Genomic DNA, 438 nt, shown 5'->3' on the forward strand with positions numbered 1-438 from the left:
GTGCGTGGGCATCGTCGATACCGGCAGCGGCATAGTTGGCGCGCAGCGTGTCGATCTGCTTGGCGCCCGCCTGATGGATGACGATGGGACGCGTATCGGCCGGCAGCAACGCCAGCGCCTTGGGCACCACGTCGTTGAGCGCTGCTGCGCCCAGGCTGCCGCCCACGACAAGCACGCGCAGCGGGCCGGTTCGCTCGGCGTAGCGCGTTTGCGGCGAAGCCAGCGTGGCGAGGTCGGCGCGGATCGGATTGCCCACCCACTCAGCACCGGCCAGCGCATTCGGAAATGCGCACAGCACGCGATCGGCCACGCGCGCGAGCACGCGGTTGGCGAGCCCTGCAATCGAATTCTGTTCGTGCAGCACCAGCGGGCGACCCAGCAGCACGCTCATCATGCCGCCCGGGAAGGTGATATAGCCGCCCATGCCCAGCACCACGT

The 438-nt window shown here is 68.7% G+C and carries 1 protein-coding gene; it reads right to left on the bottom strand.

What is annotated here, in order from left to right; translation table 11 throughout:
* The coding region (locus D7V77_RS42660; RefSeq protein WP_233597586.1) for a glycosyltransferase at nucleotides 1-424 on the bottom strand (424 nt) is incomplete at its 3' end.
* Nucleotides 425-438 lie beyond the last annotated feature (14 nt).

This window comes from Corallococcus sp. CA041A, assembly GCF_003612075.1.
GTDB lineage: Bacteria > Myxococcota > Myxococcia > Myxococcales > Myxococcaceae > Corallococcus > Corallococcus exiguus.